Source organism: Aliiglaciecola sp. SL4, from assembly GCF_041538045.1.
Lineage (GTDB): Bacteria > Pseudomonadota > Gammaproteobacteria > Enterobacterales > Alteromonadaceae > Aliiglaciecola.
Window position 1 is genome coordinate 76,696 of sequence record NZ_JBGOSE010000002.1, and the last position, 22,718, is coordinate 99,413.

Below are 22,718 nucleotides of genomic sequence, written 5' to 3' on the forward strand. Positions count from 1 at the left end.
CATCACATTACAGACATATTGAATGACAGATAAATGGATACTAATTGCTGAAGTATTAGGCGGTATCGGGCTATTTTTGCTTGGTATGATTGTAATGACTGACGGATTAAAATCTCTTGCGGGTAAACTCATTCGCTTCCGCTTAATGGAATACACCAAAAGCCCCTACTCTGGCGCTCTTTGTGGCGCGATCAGTACCGCAATATTGCAATCATCTAGTGCGGTTACGGTTGCTACCGTTGGCTTTGTTAGAGCAGGATTAATGACCTTTAGTCATTCATTGGGCGTAATATTTGGAGCCAATATCGGAACCACTATTACTGGATGGTTAGTTTTATTATTTGGTTTTAAACTCAAATTAGGTGTTATTGCATTTCCGCTTATTTTTGGTGGTGCACTGCTTCGTCTATTCGCTAAAGCAAATATAGCAGCCTTAGGGTTAACAATTGCAGGGTTTGGGCTAATTTTCGTTGGAATTACTGAGCTTCAAGAAAGCATGTCTACTTTACGGGAATTTTTTGCCTTCGAAGGTTTGTCGGTGTCTACGTTCTCGCAAAAATTGACCGTATTGGGTTTTGCAATCCTTTTTACTTTAGTAACGCAATCATCAAGTGCAGGCGTTGCCGCGGCGTTAACTGCTCTTTATTCTGATTTAATTAACTTTGAAGTGGCGGCCACTTTGGTGATAGGCATGGATATTGGTACAACTGTTACCGCATTAATGGCAACAACCGGAGCCTCTATTGCTGCCAAACGGACTGGCTATTCCCATGTTATTTATAATTTGTTTACTGGCGTAAGTGCCTTAATTTTTGTAACGCCCTTTGTTATGGCTTGGGAATACCTCACTGCTCAGTCCATTGTAGAGAATGCCGAGGTCGCTTTAATTACTTTTCACTCCGCTTTTAACTTTCTTGGCATTATCATAGTTTTACCCTTTAGTAAGGTGTTTGCAAAGGTTATAGAAAAGCTAATTCGGTCTTCCTATGAGACTAATTCAGAGCATCTTGATGACAGTCTGCTTAATCAACCTTCTATAGCATTAGATTTAGCTTTGGACTCGTTAAAAAAGCAAATGATGGCATTATTACAATCAACTGTGGGAGTGTTGCGGACAGATCCCTTAGCGACGACTACTAAACTGGTGGAATTACAAACTGACATTGATATTTCACGGGAATTTATCGACAAAATACCCATAGAAAAGAATGATCATCAAGAGCGACAGCGTCTACTTAACTTGATCCATACTTTGGATCATATGCAAAGATTACATGAACGCTGTGAAGAATTACCGAATCAATCTTTTAAACATTCCTTAAGCTCTAAAAGTGCCCTCCCCGCTGAAATTGCCGATTATTCTGCGCAGTTATGTGAAGCTGTGACGCTATTGAACAATGGCATTCAGCGCAATCAATGGTCTGCGCCTATGAAAGAAGTTTCAATATTGTTTGAACAACTTAGCGCAGCTCATCAAGAGTTTAGGCAAAAAGTACTGACTAAAGTCACCAATGATGAGTTTGATATTATGGATGCAACTAACATGTTGGATACGTATCGCTGGTTAGTGCATGTGGCTAAACACATCGAACGCTGTGCTAGCCACTTATCAGAAGCCAGCGCATTAACTGCTGGCTAAAGACTTTGAGGCTCATAGTTTTTTTCTACGCCTTCCTTCGGCATCAGCGGCTTTAATACAATGCATAACCTTTCTATGGGTGACCTCATAGGGTTCATTATGAATTGTTTCTCCTTCAGCACATGCTCTTTTTGCCACTTTTAACAGTTCGTCTTCAGTGGGATCAATCATGCCAATATCTTCAAGACAAATGGGTAACCCTATTGATTGACAAAAATCGAACACTAAATCAATTGTCTTGCTGGGTCTATCGGTTAGAAACATCATCGCTTGAAGACCAATTGCGACTTTTTCACCATGATAATAATTGTGGGTAGTGGAAATGGTGGTTAATCCATTATGAATTGCATGGGCGGCTGCCAAGCCACCACTTTCAAACCCTAGGCCGCTTAATAGCGTATTGGCTTCAACAACATGCTCCAATGCTGGGGTGACAATGCTGCTTTCACAGGCATGTTTGGCATAAAGGCCATATTCGAGCAATATTTCGTGACATAACTTGGCTAACGCATAAGCGCTTAAGGGCCCAACTCTGCCGGTCATATTTGTACCGCGTTTAAGTCGACAATCTTCTGCTTCAAACCAAGTTGCAAATGCGTCTCCCATGCCAGCGACTAAAAACCTAGCCGGTGCATGGGTAATCACATTAGTATCAACTAAAACCACTTCAGGGTTGTGTGGCAACACTTCATAACGGTTAAATGAGCCATCGGTATTATAAATTACAGATAAAGCACTACAAGGTGCATCTGTGGACGCAATTGTGGGGATCAGTATAATCGGACAATTTTGTTTATAGCCAACAACTTTAGCTGTATCTAGGGTTTTACCACCACCGATTCCAATGATGACGTCAGCAGAATCTTTAGAAAAACGATCACAAAGTTTATTAATTTCATCATCACAACACTCACCACCAAAAAGCTGTACTTTTGAATCGTTAAGTTGCGATAGTGGCTCTTTGAATATTCCGCCGTTGTTATCGGTTACGAATTTATCCGCTATGATTAAAGCACTCTTGCCATGCCGAGCTACTTCTTCTGGCAAGATACTTAATGCTTGGTCACCTTGAACATAACGCCCCGGAAATATGGATGTAGAAATCATTAAATTGGCCTCATTGAGTTCGAAGATAAGTATTAATTTAAAGGATCAGCCACGTTTTACGTTGATCTACATCAACAACTTTTACTTATTAGAGGTTCAAACTAGTATTAATAGCTGAATTGCTTTTAATAGTAATGTGCGAAGAGAAGCCTGTTTTTTTCAGTTGCTAGAATGAATTTATCAAACTGCATGGTACAGCTATTTTAGTCCTACGAAATTATTTGCCTGCCAACTATCGTGTAAGGAATATGAATGGATTTTAAAGATTATTATCAAGTTTTAGGTGTTAAAGAAGACGCTGATTTAAAAGAGATAAAAAAGGCCTATCGTAAACTTGCCCTTAAACTTCATCCCGATATGAATGCAGCCCAAGATGCAGAAGAAAAATTCCGTGAAGTAGCGGAAGCCTATGAAGTTTTAAAGGATGAAAATAAACGGGCCGAATACGATCAATTAAAACGGTTTGGTGGTCAGGAACAAGGCTTTGATGTACCACCAGATTGGCAATCTAGTGGCAACTATACCCATTCTCATGGTTCTGGAAGTGCTGACTTTTCAGATTTTTTTAATTCCATATTTGGCGGAGCAAATCGACAACATCGTCAGTCTCAACAGGCTGAATCAAATCTATATAAAGGCCAAGATGTAGAGTTAGAAGTGCCACTTTTTCTAGAAGAATCTATCAAAGGCATTGTTAAACGAGTCGAATACACTGTACCTAATATAACAGGTAACAACGTTGAACAGCTTAAAAAGTCATTGGAGGTTAAAATTCCAGAAGGTACCTCCGATGGCGAACGAATTCGTGTAAAAGGTCAAGGCGTACCAGGTAGTGAAAGCAAATTAAATGGTGACCTATATTTGCATATCCGTTTAATTCCTCACCCCTTATTTGATGTTCAAGGTAACGATTTGCTCCTTACCCTCCCCTTAGCACCTTGGGAAGCGGCTTTGGGTACTAAACTCGAAGTACCTACGTTATACGGTAATATAAACCTTAATATCCCTGCGAATAGTCGTTCCGGGCAAAAGTTACGTGTCAAAGGTAAAGGGCTGAAACACAAGGGGCTACAGGGAGATCTCTTCGCTGTTATTAAAATAGATATTCCCCCTAAAACAACAGCTGAAACTGAAAAACTATGGTCACAATTGGCAGACGTCGCTAATTTTAATCCCAGAGCAGATTGGAGCAAGTAACATGTCTGAAATTACACTTCACCTTTCAATTCACGAGTTATGCGAATACGAAGAAATTAGCCAAGACTCAATCTATGCGATGGTTGAATACGGCATAGTTGATCCTATTGATGGCAAATCTGTTTCCGATTGGATATTTGACTTGGACAGTGCCCACTGGATAAAAAAAGCAGTTCGTCTTAATCAACAAATGCAAATTGATTGGTTAGCAACTGCAATGGTCATTGATTTATTGCGACAAAAAGAGCAACTAAAAAAAGAAAACGACCAGTTAAAAGCAAGATTAAATAGATTACTTTGAAATCTTATAACCACAAATAAAAAGGTCAGCCATTGTCTACTACTGCTGACCTTTTTCTGTTTCACAGGATTTCGTTGCGCAAAGATAAAACATTTCACGTAGATTGCCAGGCCTTTTAACTATCTAAATAAACCTCAAAAAATTGAATTAGGATAAGGGTTTTTACCCACAAAGTGATATTCACTTAACCATTTAACTAATCTTTATTGGAATACTACGAAACCTCAGTGTATTAAATGCCTGTATAGGTTACGCGTAATTTTTTAGGTGCGAAATTTGAGGTGTTTTATGGGGTCAGATACGTTGAAATTATCAATCTTGATGATAATTTCACGGGGTCTGACCCCTTAGAGTTTTTTAGATTAAAGTAGTTTTCTAATCACGAATTGCAGGATACCGCCGTGTCTGAAGTATTCAAATTCATTAGGAGTATCAATACGAATATCCGCATCAAAACTAAATGGTTGTTCGTTCACTCGACGTACCTTTACTACAACACTTTTTTGTTCCGCGGATATAGCGTCAATACTAAAGGTTTCTGTGCCGTCTAATTTATAAGTTTCAGCACTTTGTCCAGCCTTAAACTGCAGGGGTAAAATCCCCATTCCAATTAAATTCGACCTATGGATTCTCTCATAACTTTGGGCAATCACCGCTTTAATGCCTAACATTAATGGCCCTTTTGCTGCCCAATCTCTTGAACTGCCAGTCCCATATTCTTTGCCCGCAATGACAACTGTGGGTGTTTGTCGTTTTTTATAGATCTCAGATGCTTCAAAAACGGACATTTCGTCAGATTCCGGTTGAAGTCTGGTCCACCCACCTTCTGTTCCAGGCGCAAGTTGGTTCTTTAAGCGCACGTTTGCAAAAGTACCTCGCATCATAACTTCGTGATTTCCACGTCTTGAGCCGTAGGAGTTAAAACTGGTTTTATCCACGCCCTCTTGTTGCAAATATTTTGCTGCGGGTGTGTCTAACCCTATGGCTCCTGCTGGTGAAATGTGATCGGTTGTGACGCTATCACCTAATTTAAGTAGGCATTTGGCATCTTCAATTGCTTCAATTTTCGAAGGAGAAGCCGTCATTTCATCGAAAAATGGTGGCCTTTTTACGTAAGTAGAATCCGGCCAATCGTAGATATCTGAATTAACCGCTTCAAGTTCATCCCAGATTTTACCTCCATCGTAAATTGAGCCATATTTTTCACTAAACATGTTTTTATTTACAACTTTATCAACCATAGCATTTACTTCTTCATTGCTAGGCCAGATATCTCTTAGGTAGACAGGCTTACCGTCTTGACTGGTGCCTAAAGGCTGTGAGGTCAAATCAATATTCATATTGCCGGCTAAAGCATAAGCAACCACCAAAGGTGGTGAAGCAAGATAATTTGTTTTTACTTCCGGATGAATTCGCCCTTCAAAATTTCGGTTCCCAGAAAGTACGGAAGAAACGGTTAAATCACCGGTTGTAATAGCTTCGGATATGGGATCTGGAAGGGGTCCTGAGTTACCGATACACGTTGTGCAGCCATACCCCACTAGATTAAATCCTAGTTGATTAAGTTCGTCGCTAAGTTGGGCTTCATTTAAATATTCAGTCACAACCTGTGATCCAGGTGCAAAGCTGGTTTTTACCCATGGATGCACTTTTAAGCCTAGTCTGTTGGCATTTTTGGCTAATAATCCTGCAGCAACGAGAACCGATGGATTCGATGTGTTAGTACAACTGGTGATTGCGGCAATGACAACTGCCCCATCTTCAACATTAAATGTTTCGCCGTTGTACTGGCATTCCACTTTCTTGCTGATGGGTTCTTGTCCTTGCCCTCCTTCATTTTCATAACGACCTTCAATGGTATCTTTAGGTGCAACGTTTAGATCCGATTGATCTGAAACCCACTTTTTAAAACTGCTAGCTGCATCTTCTAAAGCGATTCGATCTTGAGGCCTTTTAGGACCGGCAATTGAAGGAACAATAGTCGACAAATCCAAATGTAATTTGGCGTGGTACTGGGCTTCACTCAAACTTTCTGAGCCCCACATATTTTGCGCTTTGTTATATTGCGTAATGTATTCTATTTGCTCATCGCTACGGCCGGTTAAGCGCAAATAAGTGATGGTTTGTTCATCGATGGGAAATAATCCACATGTAGCCCCATATTCTGGTGACATATTGGCAATGGTTGCTCTATCTGCTACGGATAAATGTTGTATGCCTTCGCCAATAAATTCGACGAATTTACCTACTACGCCGAATTCACGTAATTGTTGTGTAACCGCTAATACCATATCTGTTGCTGTCACCCCTGGTGCGAGTTTACCAGTGAGTTCCATTGCAACTACTTCAGGGATTAACATTGTTACTGGCTGTCCTAACATGGCGGCTTCGGCTTCAATGCCGCCTACACCCCATCCCATTACACCTAGTCCATTGATCATAGTGGTATGTGAATCTGTACCCACCAATGTATCTGGGTAAAGTACCTTACTATTGTCTTTTGCATTTTCGTTATCGTCAGCGAAAGTAACTCGTGCCAAATACTCCAAATTTACTTGATGAACAATACCTTTTCCTGGTGGCACAACTTTAAAGTTGTTAAACGCTTTTTGTCCCCACTTTAAAAATTGATAGCGCTCTTTATTTCGTTTCACTTCAATGGCAGTGTTGTGTTGAAAGGCATCTTTGTTACCAAACTCATCGACCATAATTGAGTGATCAATAACCAAATCAACGGGCTTTAACGGATTGATCTTAGTGGGATCACCACCTAAATCATTCATAGCATCACGCATTGCAGCTAAATCGACAACTGCTGGTACGCCAGTGAAATCTTGTAAGATAACCCGTGAAGGTACAAAAGCAATCTCGGTACTTGAAGCTGCAGTGTTATCCCATTTGCTTAAAGCATCTATGTCTTCATTTTCTACAAAATCGTTGTGACTGTGACGAAGTAGGTTTTCAAGTAGCAGCTTAGCGGTTAAGGGCAAGCGTTGAAGGGTCTGCGGTGATGCAGCCTTGTTAATATCGTAGAACAGGTATTCCTTATCACCGATAGAGAGGTTAGATTGATACTTTGCAGATAAATCCATAATGCTTCCTTTTTGTATGCAATTAAAACGGGACGCGAGAGGACAAAAATAAACCTAATTAAAGTTCGATGTAATCCTCGTATATTGGTTCCATAAATTTGATAATGATTAGTTACCTCTAGCATGAAAAGTTATGAACTCTCATGATAAGGATTCTGTTACCAAGTTTAACGTTAGTATTGCAATTTGTTAGCCAATTAAGCGCTGGCAATGGATTCGGGGGAAGGATTGATAAACAGAGGAATTTTATATATAAATTATTCACTAATTGTAAAAATTACATTGATGTGTAGCTCATCATTTATTTGAATAGTAGTCTTCTCTGATTTTTCTGAAGTCGCCATTTTGTTTTCCGGTTATAATTATTCGTTCAATCTCTGCTTGTCTCGAGGTGAATTTAGACAATTTACTCAGGCCAAAAAAGTAATTACGTCGAGCTTCTGGCTGATAAAGGGCGGGAACTATAGTTATCTCACTTTCTAGGGTTTCCAACAACTTATGTGTACTCGCGGCAAAATGTACAAAACCGTCTACCCTACCTTTTTCTAACAATCCAATTTTCTGCTTTAAAGTGGATACGCTAACCGTCTTAGGTCGATCATTTAAGCTCAGTTCAGGGAAGTAACTTCCTCTTATTGTCACGGCAAAGGTAGATGTTTTGAAGATATCGACAGAGGTCATTTTATATTGGTCTTGTAGCTTTACAAATACAGTATTTTTGATAGATTCATAGCTTGGTTGAAGAATAATAAAAGATTCATCTGGTGATGCGTAATGGTGGACACCTGCAATTAGATCTAAATGTCCATTTTTAAGCTCAATCAAACGGCGAGCAAATGGTAAAGGGGTAATTTTTAAATCCACATCTAGTTTATTGGCCATGTACTTTAGATACTGAGCGTGCAATCCGTCTGGAAATTCAGGGGATACAGAAGAATGTAAAACCTCTTTTGAGAAAACTATTCCAGTTGAGGAAAGGAACATTAATAATATAATGCATAAAAATTTGAAACCTTTAATACTCAAAACCCCTACTACCTTTACCACTTGTTATAATCTGTATTTTTATAGACTAATTAATCTATCACCTTAAAATCGTTTATTGCATAAAAATGCGAATTGTAACTAGCGGTTATGATCTTTAAGCCATTCATTTAGTAATTTAATTTGGCCACATTTATAAGCCGCGTACGTAATTCTTAATGCGTTCGATAAAACTTCATTATCGGTCCAGTTTGTTTTTTCTCGTATCTCATCGTAACAATTCATGGCATCTTTTGTGACATAACCACGAACTTGTTTGTGCCCTAATTCTTTTTGACGCTGCCGATAGCGTTTCTGCTTTTCGGCGTTGGCTGCTTTTTTGAGATTTTTTTGCATTTAATCAATTTTCAGTTAAGTTTAAACGTATAATGACTATAAAATACCAGTTTGTTAAGAAAGTTTCACTGTTCAGAGTTGTTTAGCTTACAAGTGTTAGCTAAATTAGGGCCTTTATAAACTAGAAGAATCCTAAATGAGTAATTTTAAATCAAGTTTTAGTCGAGAAGATCTATTAGCGTGTAGTCAAGGGGAGCTTTTTGGACCAGGAAACAGTCAGTTACCTGCTCCGAATATGCTGATGATGGACCGTATTGTTACCATAAGCGAAACTGGCGGAAAGTATGACAAAGGTTATATTTTGGCTGAATTAGATATTTCTCCTGATCTTTGGTTTTTCGACTGTCACTTTCCTGGTGATCCCGTTATGCCTGGTTGTTTGGGCCTTGATGCCATGTGGCAATTAGTTGGGTTTTTCTTGGGATGGTGCGGTGGTCCTGGCAAAGGTCGTGCGTTAGGTGTGGGTGAAGTGAAATTTACTGGCCAAATACTACCTACTGCCAAAAAAGTCACATACAAAATCCATATGAAACGAGTAATTAAGCGTAAGTTGTTTATGGGAATGGCTGACGGTGTAGTAGAAGTTGATGGTAGAGAAATTTATGCTGCCGATAACCTTAAAGTTGGTTTGTTCCAAGACACGAGCAGTTTCTAAGTGTTTTAAGGGATAGTTGCTTCATCTAATAACTATCCCCCCCCCAATTACAAAAGCCCCTTTCGGGGCTCATTATTAACGGCTATTTAAACCTATGTTGCGGTCTTCGATAGCTTCTCGCCATCCTCCTAACCACTCAGAACGTGATTCCGTTGTTTGAAATGGACAGATTTCTTTAGAACGTCCGGAAATACCTGCTTGATAGCCTTTTGAATGAGCTCGGGAAAGTTTATCGCGTTTTTGTCTTTTCATTGAGTGACCTCTTATTGAAAAAAATACTTGTGATTATCAGAACCACATAAGTGAGACTATCTTAACCACGAAAGGGTTCAATATGTTATTGCATAAAAATTTACCAGTTTTCAATAAATATATGATTAGTTTAGGTTTTTACCTTTACATCAATTTTGAATATAGGCAGTAATTTTAATTTCTATTTGATATTACAATTTTGTGACGTCACTGGATGCGGGGCTTAGCTAGAGTTTTAACAAAAAATAAAAAAAAGCCCCGACATAAGAGTCGAGGCTTTAAAAATACTTGAGAACAGTTTTAGGGGGCGTTTATGACTTTAATTTTTGTCTGAATCGGCCATAAAATCCGAATAAGGCTAAACCAAGCAAATAGTAGATACTCCCACCTTTTCTCTCTACAACCTCATTGGATAAGCGGCAGTCATCGATACTACCACCAGGAATAGGCACTAACTTAACCGCCACTGACATATTTTCAAAAATAGTATTGCCACGGTCATCTAAGGCTAATTCACCGTTTATTGCGGTACGTTCACGATATACGACTGCAGTAGCTGTGATTTCATCATTATCGTTAATATCTACACCTTGCACTATGGTGTAAGGCGTATCACAACTCAATAGATCATTTATGTTAGCAAATTCATCGGTATTAATATTGTAAAGAAAAGCTTCACTTCTGCGAGTCCCGATCAAATCAGTATCAACCTGCCCTTCTCCAACCACTAAGCCATTGTTATTAATTCCTCTGGCAACACTTGATGAGCTTTCAAAAAAATCATCTGGAAAATCTAGTACGTCACCGCGATAGTCATAAACGAAGAATTTATTTCGTGAACTTCCGTTAATAATTATATTCGCATAACCTACCACCATGTCATTGTCATTGATGTCCAATGCGGTACTTTCAATGTATTCCTCATCACTAACAAAGCCTACGACTTCATCACCATCGAATACAGCCGCTTTATTTACTACAATACTCTGTGAGTCTTGAAAATAGTCATTAGAAATACCTACAGCGATACCATTATTATTGATAGCATTAGCTTGGCTACCATAAAACGTTTCATCACCTGGTGCAGGTTCAATCAAAGTCCCAAGCTCTCTGCTGTTAAGAAGTTCACCGCTAGCATTAAACTCCCATATAATTGCTCTACGCTTAAAGGTTTGATCAATGGGATAGCGATTTCCAACTGCATTAGCGAGTCTACCGCGAATATTATTCTGATATTGCTCTCTGAGTTGTCTTAGACAATACTCTTGAGGAATGTCCCCTCTTTCATTTTTGTCGTCACATATATCTACCACATCGTCGAAACCATCGACATAATCAACTGAACCGTAACCCGCTACTTCAAAACTATCGTTGATATCATTAGCAACACTAATACCACCTAACAAATCTTCAATTGGCGGTACTTCAATTGTTATACCGTTAATATCCATAAATCCGCGAACTAGAAAATCTTGAACATGATACCGAAGACTTACGCCGTTTTCGTTACGATAGTTAATTTTATAAAACGGGGCTTCAGCAAATCCTACGGTAGCAGAAAAGTTATTAATGCCTGTCGTCAGTGTATCTGCACTTTTGGTATACCCTTGTAGATCTTGTTCAATAACATCAAATCCAAACTTTTCTTCTACTTCGGTATTTTCTAATACGTAACTTTGTACCCGGGCAATTTGCTGTAAAAAGGGGTTTGTAGAGTCATTACTTTGCGGATAAAAAGTACTGGGAGTGGTTGCATCAGAGGTGATGAAACTATAAAGAAGTAACAAGTCATCATCGTTGATATTTCCCACTGAAGCACCATCGGCATCGGTAAGTACATTGATTAACGTTTCGTTTTCAAAGTCAATTAAATCTACATCTATAGGTGGATTGAAGGGATCCGAAATGGAAGCTGCAACATCTCCTTTATCATTAATGGCTCTAGCATAGCTGTTGACGCCTTTATCTCTTAAAGGTAATTCTACAACTTCATATTTTGCTGCTTGCGCTGAACAAACGGTTAGCGCACAAAGGGTTAGCCCAGAGGCCAGCCGATTTATTTTCATTACATATCCTGTAAATTACTGCTTAATTAGCTAATTTCGGTATTTAGATATTGTAAAACCATTAGGTTCTTACATACCATCTAGCTCATCCCATCTTGCATATGCTTTTTCTAAAGAACTTTCACATTCGGCCAGTTCGTTGATAGCATGATTAAACTCGTCTTGGGACTGCTTAAAAAATTCCGGATCATTTATTTTAGTCTGTAATAGCTGAACTTCATTTTCCAGCTTTTCAATTTCATATGGTAAAGAATCAAGTTCTAATTGGTGTTTATAAGACAGTTTTTTTGTCTTTTTTAATACCGGTTGAGATTTAGGACTCGCTGATTTTACAGAAGTTTCGTCTTCTGTGGGGTTTTTTTCTGTCTGATACCAGCTTTCTATATCAGTATAACCGCCCACAAACTCTTTCAGTTCACCATTACCCTCGAAAAACAGGCTTGATGTTACGACATTATCAACAAATTCTCTATCATGACTTACTAAAATAACCGTTCCTTGGTAGTTTGAAATTAAATCTTCAAGTAATTCCAAGGTTTCAACATCTAAATCATTGGTTGGTTCATCAAGGATCAGAATATTTGAAGGTTTTAGTAATAATTTAGCCAGTAATAGTCTATTTTTCTCACCACCAGAAAGAGATCTGACTGGCGCGTTCACCCTATCAGGGGTGAATAAATAGTCCTGCAGGTAACTCATAACGTGCTTATATTGACCATTAACCAATAAATCACGCTTACCATCACCCACGACATCAATCACAGTTTTATCTAGATCTAGGGCTAAACGATGTTGATCAAAATAAGCTACGTTTAAATTTGCTCCTTGTTTTACATAGCCAGATAGAGGCTGCAAATCACCAAGCAACAATCGAATAAGGGTACTTTTTCCACAACCGTTGGGACCTATTAACGCTAGTTTATCTCCGCGAAACACATTCAATTCAAGATTATTAACAATAATCTTATTGTCAATTTCATAATGGAGATCGGCCGTTTCAAACACAATTTTACCCGAAGAACTACTGGTACTTACGGTAGCTTTAGCCCTTCCTTGTAATTTATTCCGTTGTGAATGCTCTTGTCGTAGGGCTTTTAGTGCACGTACCCGTCCTTCATTACGGGTACGACGGGCTTTAATTCCCTGTCTGATCCACTGCTCTTCTTGGGATAATTTTTTATCGAATTCAGCATTAGCATTTTCTTCGTTTTTAAGATCTTCGGCTTTTTTATCTAAGTAGGTTTGATAATTACCTGGGTAACTGGTGAGGTTACTGCGATCTAAATCGATGATTCTTGAAGCAACCGCACGAATAAAAGCTCGATCATGACTGACAAAGACTACCGCCCCTTTGTAATCCTTTACTATGCCCTCGAGCCACTTAATCATATGAATATCTAAATGGTTGGTTGGCTCATCGAGTAATAATATATCTGGGTTTCCCACCAATGCTCTAGCTAAAGCTGCCTTTCGACGCCAACCTCCAGATAATGAAGACAGTTGCTGATTACCATCCAAACCTAATAGGGTAAGCACTTGGCTAATTTGCTGTTCAAATTGCCATGCATCTTGGTGTTCTAATTTATGTTGAAGTTGTTCTAATACTTGTAGGTTTTTATCCGACGGGTCCGTGGAGACTAAATTAATTTGATGGAAATAGGCTTTTAAAAGTTCGCCGGTTTCTGCCATTCCTTCAGCTACATAATCAAATAAGGTTGATTCTACGCTCTCAGGTGGATCCTGGGGTAAACGAGAAATTTTCACATTGGGTGAAATAATACGTTGACCATCATCTAAGGGTTGCTCCCCTTCCAACACTTTTAATAAGGTGGATTTTCCGCATCCGTTACGACCGACTAAACAGATTCTTTCGCCAGGATGAACAACCAGCTCACCTTTATTTAAAATGGCAGGGTGTCCAAACGAAAGCTGAGCATTTTTTAATTGTAACAAGCTCAATTTAAAAACTCCTTTAACTGTTGCAAATCAAATGGCCAGCCTAGTTCTTTTTGGTTATCTTCACGTTTGATAACAGGAATACGAGCCCCGTATAAATGGAATAATTGATGCTCAGATTTTACGTCCATTTTGGTAACTTCTATATCGTAACTTGATGTCACTTGTGCCAACAAAGCATCAGCTAGGTCACATAAATGGCATTCTTTTCCGGAATAAAATATTAACTGCATTAAGTTATTTTCTCGTTGTTTTAAGCGTGTTTAGTCAATATCCAGCAGTAGTGGATTTTAGGATTACGTTTAAAGTCTTCAGGTAATGTCTTTAGACTTATATTCTCTACTGATAAACCTAAATTGTTAACTGCGTTATTATCCAACTTAAAACTGCGTAAATTATTAGAAAAAACTATTTCTCCATTTACATTCAGTCGCTTGTACGCATGTTCAATGAGTTGCAGATAATCTCTTTGCACATCCCATGTTGAATCCATACGTTTTGAATTAGAAAACGAAGGGGGATCAATGAAAATTAAATCGTAGGTGTGTTCATGGCCCGCTAACCAATTAATACAGTCTGCTTGGATAAACTGGTTGGCACATTGAATGCTGTTCAATTGAACATTCTGTTTCGCCCAATTTATGTAGGTTTTTGACATATCAACGGTTGTCACTGACTTTGCTCCGCCCAATCCGGCATGCACAGAAACACTTCCCGTATAAGCAAAAAGATTCAATACATCTTTATTGCGGGATCGTTGCTGAATAATTTCTCTAGTAATTCTGTGATCCAAAAACAAACCAGTATCAAGGTAATCAGATAGATTTACTAAGAACTTAGCGCCATTTTCATAGACTTCTAAGGTGACTTTCTTTTCAGCTACTTTTTGGTATTGCTCACTACCCTTTTGTTTCTGGCGGGTTTTTACCACGATTTGTGCTGAATCCACACCAGTAACACCAGGCAGTGCCAGCAGCACATCGTGCAAGCGCTTACGGGTTTTTTGTTCTGGTATATCTTTAGGTGCAGCATACTCTTGCACGACTAACCAGTCGCCATAACGGTCAATTGCTACATTATATTCAGGTAAATCTGCGTCATACAATCGGTAACAATTGGTATTTTGTTTTTTTAACCAACGAGACAACGATTTAATGTTTTTTGCCAATCTATTGGCAAAATCAGAGTCGGGTTTTATTGCTTGTTTTACAATGCAATTTTTTTCATCCAATACATAGTTAACTAACTGGCACTCAATTGCGCCATTCATTAGTTTGTAGTCTTTGTTAGCTACCAACTTCAGTTGTTTGAATAAATCTCTATTAGCGGTGAGTAAACTCATTCGCCAACCTTGAAAGTGTTGCTTTAAATGTTCGCCCCAAGATTGAAATACGGGTAGTAGTTCGGTGAGTTCATTTAAACGCTCACCATAAGGTGGGTTAGAAACTATGTACCCTGCTTCACAATCCACTTGTAATTTAGTGGCATCAGAATTAAAAAAGGTTATGTGCTCTAACATTCTCGCCGAGTCGGCATTTTGTTTTGCGGTATTGAGTACTCTTCTATCTAGGTCATTAGCATATATTTTTGCAACTGGCTGCACCTGAGCATCTTGAGCTTCATCTATCAACGTATCCCAAAGATCAGCTTGGTGCAATTTCCAATTGCTAAATCCCCATTGTTGCCTGCCTATACCTGGAGCAATATTACAGGCCATCAAGGCGGCTTCAATGGCAATGGTACCGGAACCACACATTGGATCGAAGAGCGGTTTAGTGCGTTCATTGTTCCAACCACTGCGCAATAACATAGCGCAGGCTAGATGCTCTTTTAAAGGCGCTTGACCGGTATTCTGGCGATAATGGCGTTGGTGTAAACTCCGTCCTGAAATATCAACATAAACCGCAAAGTTTTCTCTGCGTACTCTTGCATGAATTCGTATATCTGGCTGAATTTTGCTAATTGAAGGCCGCTCATCAAAATGGTGGGTAAAGGTATCTACAATGGCATCTTTTACTTTTAGGGCACCAAATTGGGTGTTATTAATCGTTCTATTGGTACCCACAAAATCAACCACAAAGGTATTAGAGACCTGAAAATGATCCTGCCAAGGAACAGTTGCTACAATATCGTATAGCTCTTCTGCAGTATCAATTTTGCCTTCTGCTAATTGCACAAGCACCCGATTAGCTAATCGAGACCAAAGGCAAACTTGGTAAGCGTCTTTAAGATCGCCACTAAAATACACCTGTCCAGGTCGCATTTTTAAACTGCAACTGGGTAATAATGACGTCAACTCGTCAAGTAGTAGCCCGTCAAGTCCCCTTGAGGTTGTAACTAGAATTTCAAACATGTTTGTACCAGAAAATAAAATCTCGGGGATTATACGGGATAACGACTGTGGGTATAAGGGGTATTATTGATTAGCCCTTTAAATTTATATAAAACTAAATCGGCAATGATGCTCAAAAGTGAGATTGATTTTCTAACCCTTGGTCGTCATCGTCTTCTAGTTGCTCTAAACTCATTAGTCGATCAGACAACACGTTAATCAAAGAAAACTGAGGATGTACTTTATTATCTGAGGTTTTAAACTCTTCTGATAGGTTTAAACACAGTACAGAACTACCTTGTTGTTCTAGTGTAAGCATAAGATAGCTTTCGTCATGACTAGTTAACCAAGCAAGTTGTTGTTCGTCGCCATGCAAACTAACCGCGTTTTTAGTATATAACCAGCTTTTGTTTAGAACCGGCTTATGAAAACATTTAGCCGCAGTAGCATTCAATGCAATTTGCGTTTTGACGCTGCTTTCGAAAGGAACATTGGAATGATTAATGGCTTCAAGAGATTCAATAAAAGATTGCGAATGTTGAATTTGAAAGTATAGATTCTCAGGAATTAACTTTAACTGAGAATCTAAATAAGCCGTTTGGAAGGATAGCCCCGCGTCCATTTCAATCATCAAAAAATGCGATTGTTTATCTATAAACCACTTCCAGTGACCTGATGGCAACAACATAGATTACGCTCTTAAGTCGAAACAATTAATCTAAATTTATCATAACCACAAACTTATTCTAATCCTTTCACTATTTGTTTTATTAATGGTGGTCCCTGATATATAAAACTGGAGTATATTTGAACTAAACTTGCTCCTGCATTTAATCTTTCGTTGGCCGTAGCACTAGAATGGATACCTCCTACCCCAATGATCGGTAACGCACCACCTAAATACTGAGCCAAAAGTTTAGTGATATGTAAGCTTTTATTGGTCAATACCTCACCACTTAACCCGCCAGCCTCTTTAGCATAACGCAAACCTTCAACTGCGCTGCGATCGAGAGTGGTATTAGTCGCAATAACGCCATCAATTTCTGTTTTTAGTAAAGACTCAGCAATACCTTTCACTTCTTCATCCGTTAAATCTGGCGCTATTTTAACCACCAAAGGAACATATTTACCGTGCAGTTGTGCTAACTGTTTCTGTTCATTCTTTAAACCGAAAAGTAAGTGCTCTAGAGCCTCACCATACTGCAAAGATCTTAAGCCTGGCGTATTTGGAGATGAAATATTTACCGTTACATAATCAGCATAAGCGTATACCTTTTTCAAACATATTAGATAGTCATCAAGGGCATTTTGCTCTTCTGTTTGTTTGTTTTTGCCGATATTAATGCCCAGTATGCCGTCATATTGAGACTGCTTAACTTGCTCAACCAAGTAGTCTACGCCTTTATTATTAAATCCCATGCGATTAATGATTGCTTTGGCATCCGGTAATCTAAACATCCTTGGTTTATCGTTACCTGGTTGGGCTAATGGTGTAACCGTGCCCACTTCAATAAAGCCGAATCCCATGGCTGAAAAAGCATCGATACATTCGCCATTTTTATCCAAGCCTGCGGCCAAGCCAAGGGGGTTTCTAAAGGTTAAACCTAAACATTGAACCGGATGGTCGGCAATGCTTTGTTGATAGGTAAGCTTTAATAAATTGTGTTGAGTACGTTTTAAATAATCTAATGTGAAGTCGTGACTCCATTCAGGGTCACACTGGAATAGTGCTTTTTGCACAAGTGGATACATATAAAAAGAACCTCAACAAAAAGCCCTGAATTAGCAGGGCTTTTATGGTTAAAAACAATTGAATATTAGCTTACTAATATTCCACTAACTGCTCGCATTGATACTAAGCAACATTAATTCTCGTAATGCAACAGAGAATTTAGCAAACTCATGTGAGTTACTGGTTTTGAATTCAGACATCATATGATACCAGCGTTCTAGCAAGATAGTATTGTTGTTCATCCATTTTTCCAAAATTTCTTGTGGATCATTACTATCTGGTGCACCAGATAATAATACCGTGGTGAGAGAACGTTGCTGCCAATCTAACTCTTCACGATAGGACGCTCTTGCTAGCGCTTGCCAATGGTTACTCACGGTCTGATTATTAATTTGATCCAAGAACCAATGTAGTTGTAATTTCGAACCTAAATTGAAATATAAACTCGCAGCTACATCTAACTTTCTGTTTTCCGACTTAATCATTTGCGCTAAATCTAAGGCGCAGAACATATTACTTAAACTGGCAACCTTGTACGCAATGTTTTTAGGCACACCTTCAGCAACATAATCAGACGTCGATTTTTCTAATTGACTATATTCGGTATCAACTAAGTAATTTTCTAAATTCTCACTTAAGGTTTTGAAGGTGGAAACATACAAATCAACCGACTCGCTTATCGACAAGTTCTTTTCACCATGGCGTAGGAACCAGCGTGATGCTCTGCGCATGGTGCGACGCATTAAATCTAGCATTCCTAATTGGGTTTTAGCTGATACTTTATTATCTAAACTTTCAATTTCTTGCCATAAAGAATCAATTCCAAATACGGCTTTAACAACGGAATAAGCCGTTGCCACTTCTTCAACCGCCGCTCCGGTTTCTTCTTGCATACGAAACACAAAGTTAAGACCCATATCGTTAACCATATTATTAGTTAATTTAGTGGCAATAATCTCTGCACGTAACGGATGAAATTCCATTTGAGGAACAAACCGTTCCTGCAATTGTTTTGGAAATGCACCTACCAACAATTGAGCATAAAATGGATTATTAGTGATTTGCTCAATATTGAGTTTCTCTTTTAATACCATTTTACCGTAAGCGATCATTACTGACAGCTCTGGCCGGGTCAGGCCTTTGCCGAGTGCTTGTCGATCGGAAAGCTCATCGTCAGATGGAATAAATTCAAGCTCGCGATTTAACGCTCCCTCTCTTTCCAATCCGTGAATAAAGCGCAATTGTTCTTTAAGCAGTGTTGGACCTCCAAATTCAGTTATGGATATAGATTGAGTTTGACGATAACAATCTTGAATCACTAAATCTGCAACGTCATCGGTCATTGAATACAATAATTCGTTACGTTGTTTGTTAGTTAGATCACCTGCTCTGACTAAGGCGTTTAGTAAAATTTTGATATTAACTTCATTATCTGAGCAATCTACTCCGCCAACGTTATCAATAAAGTCGGTATTAACTCGACCACCTTGAGATGCGTATTCAATGCGACCTAACTGAGTTAAACCTAAGTTACCACCTTCACCAATAATTTTAGCGCGTACGTCCTTACCATTTACGCGAGTATCATCGTTGGCGCGATCACCGACTTCACTGTGGGTTTCTTTGGTCCCTTTAACATAAGTCCCTATTCCACCGTTCCAAATCAAATCGACCTGCATTTTTAATGCATTGTGAATCAGTTCGTTAGGCGTCATAGCCGCTTGAGTCGTGCCTAACCATTTTTTCATTTCATTGGTAAGTTTTATCGACTTAGATGCGCGACTAAAGATACCGCCACCTTTAGAGATGAGTGATTTATCGTAGTCATCCCAGGTTAACGATGGGTTTTCAAACAAACGTTTTCTTTCTATATAACTTTTTTTAGTATCTGGATTAGGGTCAAAGAAAATATGTAAATGATTAAATGCACAAATTAAGCGTGTGTGCTCAGACAATAGCATGCCGTTTCCAAATACATCACCGGCCATATCACCTACTGCCACACAGGTGAAATCGGTGGTTTGACAATCTACACCTATTTCACGGAAATGGCGTTTTACCGACTCCCAAGCCCCTCGGGCTGTAATGCCCATTTTCTTATGGTCATAACCAATACTGCCGCCAGAGGCGAAAGCATCCCCTAACCAGAAGTTAAAGTCATCGGAAATACTATTTGCAATATCAGAAAAGGTTGCTGTGCCTTTATCTGCTGCAACCACTAAATATGGGTCATCTTCATCAATTCTAACGACATTTTGAGGAGGAACAATTTCACCATCGATAATATTATCAGTGATATCCAAAAGGCTACGAATAAAGATTCGGTAACAAGCTTGCCCTTCTTTTTGAATTGCTTCTCTGCCTTGGTCTATGGGTAAGTTTTTGCAAACAAATCCCCCCTTGGCACCAACTGGCACAATTACGGTATTTTTAACCTGTTGGGCTTTAACTAATCCTAGTACTTCTGTTCTAAAATCTTCACGTCTATCAGACCAACGTAATCCACCACGAGCAACTTTACCACCACGTAAATGCACCCCTTCTATTCGCGGTGAGTACACAAAAATTTCATATTTGGGTAACGGCAGTGGCATGTCAGGGATTAATTCAGGCAATAACTTGAAGGACATATAAGGTTTTTCATTGCCCTCTTCGTCTGGCTGATAGAAGTTGGTACGTAACGTAGCCAAAATCATATCTAAATAACGACGGATAATTCTATCATCGTCCAAATTAGAGACCTGATCTAAACGTTCTTTAATGTCACTTAGGATACTTTCGTTTTTCTTATCACTTCGTTTTTTACTGGGGTCAAAACGATTGGCAAATAATTCGATCAGTTTTTTGGCAATATTTGGATAATTAGCCAGTGTATTTGCCATGTAGGTCAAACTAAAGGAGCTACCAGTTTGGCGCATGTACTTAGCGTAGGCACGTAAAATAGTGACGTTTCGACCTGTTAACCCTGCACCCAACACTAAACGGTTGAACGGGTCATCTTCTAAGGTGTTATGCCAGACTTTAGCAAAAGCATCTTGAAATAGAGCTTGTGCGGCTTCCATGTCCAAATTTTGGCTATTGCTGTGCAACATGGAAAAATCCATGATCCAGTGTACATCACCATTTTGACAGGTAATTTTATACGGACTTTCATCTATAACGCGCAACCCAAAATGTTCAAGCATAGGCAGAACCGCTGACAAATGAATCGGTTCTTTGCGATGAAACAGTTTGAGCTTAACTGCCTTAGAGTCATAACCTTCTTCTTGAGGTCGATAGAACAGCATGTCCAAAGTATGGGATTCTGTTAGTTGCTCCAGTTTACTAATATCAACTAAGGCAACGCTGGGCAAATTTTGCTCTGTATAGCTTCGAGAAAACCCATTGCCATACTTCTGCTCAATGGCCTTTCCGGCAGCTTCACCATAAGTCGCGCTAATGGATGCTGCTAACCTGTCGTTCCAACTTTTGGTCAGCTCTATAATATTCTTTTCAATTTCCTTCACATTAAATTCCGCATTATTATCTTGCACTCGAGCAATATAGTGAGTTCGCGCATAAACTGACTCTGAAAAATAAGTCGTAAACTCTACTTGTTCTGCACTGTTAAAGGACGTTTGTAATAATTCTTGGGTTTCTTTACGTAGTTGAGTGTTATAACGCTCTCTTGGCACATAAACCATGCAACTAATAAATCGACCAAATGCATCTTTACGGACAAATAACTTGGATATCCCGCGCTCTTGCATTTGAAAAATACCTAAAATGATATTTCCTAGCTCTTTATCATCACCTTGCAACAATTCATCTCTGGGATAAGTTTCAATAATGTTGACGAATGCTTTGTATGCATGAGAGTTTTTATCAAAGCCAGAATATTCACAAATACGTTCAATCTTTTTCTCTAAGACCGGAAGTTGAGTGGCGCTGCTATTGTAAAATGAGGCTGCATATAAACCTAAAAATCGGTGCTCTCCAATCACATTACCTTCTTTATCGAAGCATTTAACTCCTACGTAATCCATATAGGCAGGACGACTCACCCTCGCGCGACTATTTGTTTTAGTGAGAATAAGTGGATTTTTACTAAGGGCTTCTTTTTGTGCTGATTGGGGCATATTTGATAATATTCTATCGCGATCGCTGATAGAGTTTTTCATCAAACCTAAGCTGGTTTCGTTTTTAGGTGTCCAACGATGATCACCTTCTATGGCATTTACATCGTAATAACGGTACCCCATAAGGGTAAAGTTGTGATCATTCAACCAAGTTAAAAATGCTATGGCCTGAGTTTGTTGCTCTTTGCTTACTGGACTATTGGTGGACGGGAAGTGTTCAATAATATCGGCCAACTTATCACTCATCGCTTGCCAGTCAGAAACGGCTAAAGACACCTCATCTACCACAGATAATAATTCACTGGTTAATTTATTCAGCGCTTGTTTAGTAACCTGCCTATCCACTTCGATTAAAAAAACGGTTTCACGAAGTTTTTGTTTAACTCGACTTTTACTGCTCAAAAACGTGTTTACTTCTGCTTTATCATTACGCTTCAAGTTAATCGGGCTATGTAATAATAAATGTGAAGTAATGTTCAGACGGTTGAGTGTCATTCTGACTGAATCTACTAAAAACGGCATATCTCTAACAATGATCTCGACAATCGTGTGAGAAGATTGCCAGCCGTGTTTCGATATCTCTGGATTAAACACGCGAATTTTTGGTTGCTGACCGTCATATTTAACAAACTCGTTCCATAGACTTAGCGTTGCACCATATAAGTCACTGTCATTTCGATTCTCTAAATCATCGATAGAAATGTTTTTAAATAACAGACGGGAAAACTGTTCAACCAATGTAGCATTGGATTTATCGAGTTTTTTATTAATTAGTTTAAATACATTCCCGAGTAGTACTGAATGTTGGCTATTCGCAACCGTCATTTTATTACCTTGTTTTGATAAATGAGCTAATTTCTTCTTAACATAATAAGTAAGTTCTATTTAGAT

Annotated in this window: 16 protein-coding genes; 4 read left to right on the forward strand and 12 right to left on the reverse strand. The window is 38.9% G+C overall.

The genetic code is table 11. The features are described 5' to 3' along the window. The first annotated feature begins 22 nt into the window (after positions 1 to 22). Entirely contained in the window at positions 23 to 1,639 is a 1,617-nt protein-coding gene (locus AB6T38_RS04040) for a Na/Pi cotransporter family protein (protein ID WP_372546103.1), read from the forward strand. Between the two features lie 12 nt (positions 1,640 to 1,651). Here AB6T38_RS04040 and AB6T38_RS04045 read toward each other — a convergent pair whose 3' ends face one another. Then, the gene (locus tag AB6T38_RS04045; RefSeq protein WP_372546104.1) at positions 1,652 to 2,746 is read right to left on the reverse strand and encodes a glycerol dehydrogenase; all 1,095 of its coding nucleotides are present in this window, start codon (positions 2,744 to 2,746) and stop codon (positions 1,652 to 1,654) included. A 252-nt stretch (positions 2,747 to 2,998) separates the two neighbouring features. Here AB6T38_RS04045 and AB6T38_RS04050 point away from each other — a divergent pair, with 252 nt between their 5' ends. Together AB6T38_RS04050 and AB6T38_RS04055 are read left to right on the forward strand one after the other, a co-directional pair. Further along, on the forward strand, positions 2,999 to 3,943 hold the full coding sequence (locus AB6T38_RS04050; protein ID WP_372546105.1) for a DnaJ C-terminal domain-containing protein: 945 nt from the start codon (positions 2,999 to 3,001) through the stop codon (positions 3,941 to 3,943). 1 nt (position 3,944) lies between these two features. After that, positions 3,945 to 4,244 (forward strand): chaperone modulator CbpM, encoded by a 300-nt coding sequence (locus AB6T38_RS04055; RefSeq protein WP_372546106.1) that lies wholly within the window; start codon positions 3,945 to 3,947, stop codon positions 4,242 to 4,244. Between the two features lie 362 nt (positions 4,245 to 4,606). Here the strand turns inward: AB6T38_RS04055 and acnA are convergent, their stop codons facing one another. From acnA to AB6T38_RS04070, 3 genes are all read right to left on the reverse strand, one after another. Continuing rightward, complete coding sequence (acnA, locus tag AB6T38_RS04060) at positions 4,607 to 7,336, reverse strand: aconitate hydratase AcnA (protein ID WP_372546107.1); 2,730 nt, start codon at positions 7,334 to 7,336, stop codon at positions 4,607 to 4,609. 297 nt (positions 7,337 to 7,633) lie between these two features. After that, on the reverse strand, positions 7,634 to 8,320 hold the full coding sequence (locus tag AB6T38_RS04065) for a substrate-binding periplasmic protein (RefSeq protein ID WP_372546108.1): 687 nt from the start codon (positions 8,318 to 8,320) through the stop codon (positions 7,634 to 7,636). A 141-nt stretch (positions 8,321 to 8,461) separates the two neighbouring features. Beyond that, entirely contained in the window at positions 8,462 to 8,716 is a 255-nt protein-coding gene (locus AB6T38_RS04070; RefSeq protein WP_372546109.1) for a hypothetical protein, read from the reverse strand. Between the two features lie 136 nt (positions 8,717 to 8,852). Between AB6T38_RS04070 and fabA the strand changes: the two genes are divergently transcribed. Then, entirely contained in the window at positions 8,853 to 9,371 is a 519-nt protein-coding gene (gene fabA, locus AB6T38_RS04075; RefSeq protein WP_348490406.1) for a 3-hydroxyacyl-[acyl-carrier-protein] dehydratase FabA, read from the forward strand. Positions 9,372 to 9,446: 75 nt separating this feature from the next. Here the strand turns inward: fabA and rmf are convergent, their stop codons facing one another. From rmf to AB6T38_RS04115, 8 genes are all read right to left on the reverse strand, one after another. Next, the gene (rmf, locus tag AB6T38_RS04080) at positions 9,447 to 9,623 is read right to left on the reverse strand and encodes a ribosome modulation factor (protein ID WP_216046599.1); all 177 of its coding nucleotides are present in this window, start codon (positions 9,621 to 9,623) and stop codon (positions 9,447 to 9,449) included. A 311-nt stretch (positions 9,624 to 9,934) separates the two neighbouring features. After that, positions 9,935 to 11,689 carry a DUF3466 family protein gene (locus AB6T38_RS04085; protein WP_372546110.1) on the reverse strand — a complete coding sequence of 585 codons (1,755 nt, stop codon included), beginning with the start codon at positions 11,687 to 11,689 and terminating at the stop codon, positions 9,935 to 9,937. Positions 11,690 to 11,758: 69 nt separating this feature from the next. Beyond that, positions 11,759 to 13,648, reverse strand: a complete 1,890-nt coding sequence (locus AB6T38_RS04090) for an ABC transporter ATP-binding protein (RefSeq protein WP_372546111.1) — start codon at positions 13,646 to 13,648, stop codon at positions 11,759 to 11,761. Then, positions 13,645 to 13,878, reverse strand: a complete 234-nt coding sequence (locus AB6T38_RS04095; RefSeq protein WP_372546112.1) for a glutaredoxin family protein — start codon at positions 13,876 to 13,878, stop codon at positions 13,645 to 13,647. The genes AB6T38_RS04090 and AB6T38_RS04095 overlap by 4 nt, the downstream gene beginning before the upstream one ends. 20 nt (positions 13,879 to 13,898) lie before the next feature. Continuing rightward, complete coding sequence (rlmKL, locus tag AB6T38_RS04100; protein ID WP_372546113.1) at positions 13,899 to 15,998, reverse strand: bifunctional 23S rRNA (guanine(2069)-N(7))-methyltransferase RlmK/23S rRNA (guanine(2445)-N(2))-methyltransferase RlmL; 2,100 nt, start codon at positions 15,996 to 15,998, stop codon at positions 13,899 to 13,901. A gap of 112 nt (positions 15,999 to 16,110) precedes the next feature. Then, positions 16,111 to 16,665 carry a cell division protein ZapC domain-containing protein gene (locus AB6T38_RS04105; protein WP_348490411.1) on the reverse strand — a complete coding sequence of 185 codons (555 nt, stop codon included), beginning with the start codon at positions 16,663 to 16,665 and terminating at the stop codon, positions 16,111 to 16,113. 53 nt (positions 16,666 to 16,718) lie between these two features. Continuing rightward, positions 16,719 to 17,729: a quinone-dependent dihydroorotate dehydrogenase gene (gene pyrD, locus AB6T38_RS04110; RefSeq protein WP_372546114.1), complete on the reverse strand. Its 1,011-nt coding sequence runs from the start codon at positions 17,727 to 17,729 to the stop codon at positions 16,719 to 16,721. Between the two features lie 84 nt (positions 17,730 to 17,813). Further along, on the reverse strand, positions 17,814 to 22,652 hold the full coding sequence (locus tag AB6T38_RS04115) for an NAD-glutamate dehydrogenase (RefSeq protein WP_372546115.1): 4,839 nt from the start codon (positions 22,650 to 22,652) through the stop codon (positions 17,814 to 17,816). Positions 22,653 to 22,718 lie beyond the last annotated feature (66 nt).

Coding starts and splice junctions, on each gene's coding strand:
- AB6T38_RS04040 (WP_372546103.1), top strand. CDS start 23: ATGACAGATAAATGGATACTAATTGCTGAAGTATTAGGCGGTATCGGG.
- AB6T38_RS04045 (WP_372546104.1), bottom strand. CDS start 2,746: ATGATTTCTACATCCATATTTCCGGGGCGTTATGTTCAAGGTGACCAA.
- AB6T38_RS04050 (WP_372546105.1), top strand. CDS start 2,999: ATGGATTTTAAAGATTATTATCAAGTTTTAGGTGTTAAAGAAGACGCT.
- AB6T38_RS04055 (WP_372546106.1), top strand. CDS start 3,945: ATGTCTGAAATTACACTTCACCTTTCAATTCACGAGTTATGCGAATAC.
- acnA (WP_372546107.1), bottom strand. CDS start 7,336: ATGGATTTATCTGCAAAGTATCAATCTAACCTCTCTATCGGTGATAAG.
- AB6T38_RS04065 (WP_372546108.1), bottom strand. CDS start 8,320: ATGTTCCTTTCCTCAACTGGAATAGTTTTCTCAAAAGAGGTTTTACAT.
- AB6T38_RS04070 (WP_372546109.1), bottom strand. CDS start 8,716: ATGCAAAAAAATCTCAAAAAAGCAGCCAACGCCGAAAAGCAGAAACGC.
- fabA (WP_348490406.1), top strand. CDS start 8,853: ATGAGTAATTTTAAATCAAGTTTTAGTCGAGAAGATCTATTAGCGTGT.
- rmf (WP_216046599.1), bottom strand. CDS start 9,623: ATGAAAAGACAAAAACGCGATAAACTTTCCCGAGCTCATTCAAAAGGC.
- AB6T38_RS04085 (WP_372546110.1), bottom strand. CDS start 11,689: ATGAAAATAAATCGGCTGGCCTCTGGGCTAACCCTTTGTGCGCTAACC.
- AB6T38_RS04095 (WP_372546112.1), bottom strand. CDS start 13,878: ATGCAGTTAATATTTTATTCCGGAAAAGAATGCCATTTATGTGACCTA.
- rlmKL (WP_372546113.1), bottom strand. CDS start 15,998: ATGTTTGAAATTCTAGTTACAACCTCAAGGGGACTTGACGGGCTACTA.
- AB6T38_RS04105 (WP_348490411.1), bottom strand. CDS start 16,665: ATGTTGTTGCCATCAGGTCACTGGAAGTGGTTTATAGATAAACAATCG.
- pyrD (WP_372546114.1), bottom strand. CDS start 17,729: ATGTATCCACTTGTGCAAAAAGCACTATTCCAGTGTGACCCTGAATGG.
- AB6T38_RS04115 (WP_372546115.1), bottom strand. CDS start 22,652: ATGACGGTTGCGAATAGCCAACATTCAGTACTACTCGGGAATGTATTT.